Origin of the sequence: Vibrio sp. HI00D65 (genome assembly GCF_001635455.1) — a bacterium.
Taxonomy (GTDB): Bacteria; Pseudomonadota; Gammaproteobacteria; order Enterobacterales; family Vibrionaceae; genus Vibrio.
The window spans coordinates 1-716 of the sequence record NZ_LWEH01000191.1; the positions used below are offsets into that span (position 1 = coordinate 1).

Sequence of the window (716 nt, forward strand, 5' to 3'; positions counted from 1 at the left end):
GCATTGTCGCTATCGGTCGCCGTTAGGCTCACCGCTGGCAGTGTCTCGCCTGCATTCACCGCGTCAACACCCGCTTGCGTCAGTACCACATCGGTGCCGCTGATCGCGTAGTAACCATCGGTGTTTGTGCCCGGCGTGAAGGCCACACTTGGTGTGCCGTCTTCTTCATCCGACGCCGTGAACGTCGCCACCACGGTATCTACCGCCGCGTCGCTTTCATTGAACGCTGCCTCTGCCACCACATCGATGGTTGGGCCGTCATTTTGAGCGTTATAAGTTGGTGTATCGCTGTCAACCGCTGTCGCATTGTCGCTATCGGTCGCCATTAGGCTCACCGCTGGCAGTGTCTCGCCTGCATTCACCGCGTCAACACCCGCTTGCGTCAGTACCACATCGGTGCCGCTGATCGCGTAGTAACCATCGGTGTTTGTGCCCGGCGTGAAGGCCACACTTGGTGTGCCGTCTTCTTCATCCGACGCCGTGAACGTCGCCACCACGGTATCTACCGCCGCGTCGTTTTCATTGAACGCTGCCTCTGCCACCACATCGATGGTTGGGCCGTCATTTTGAGCGTTATAAGTTGGTGTATCGCTGTCAACCGCCGTCGCATTGTCGCTATCGGTCGCCGTTAGGCTCACCGCTGGCAGTGTCTCGCCTGCATTCACCGCGTCAACACCCGCTTGCGTCAGTACCACATCGGTGCCGCTGATCGCGTA

1 pseudogene is annotated in these 716 nt (G+C 59.1%); it reads right to left on the reverse strand.

Annotation, left to right across the window (positions count from 1 at the left end):
• Positions 1 to 716: pseudogene (locus tag A3712_RS27835) on the reverse strand (hypothetical protein); the annotation flags it as partial.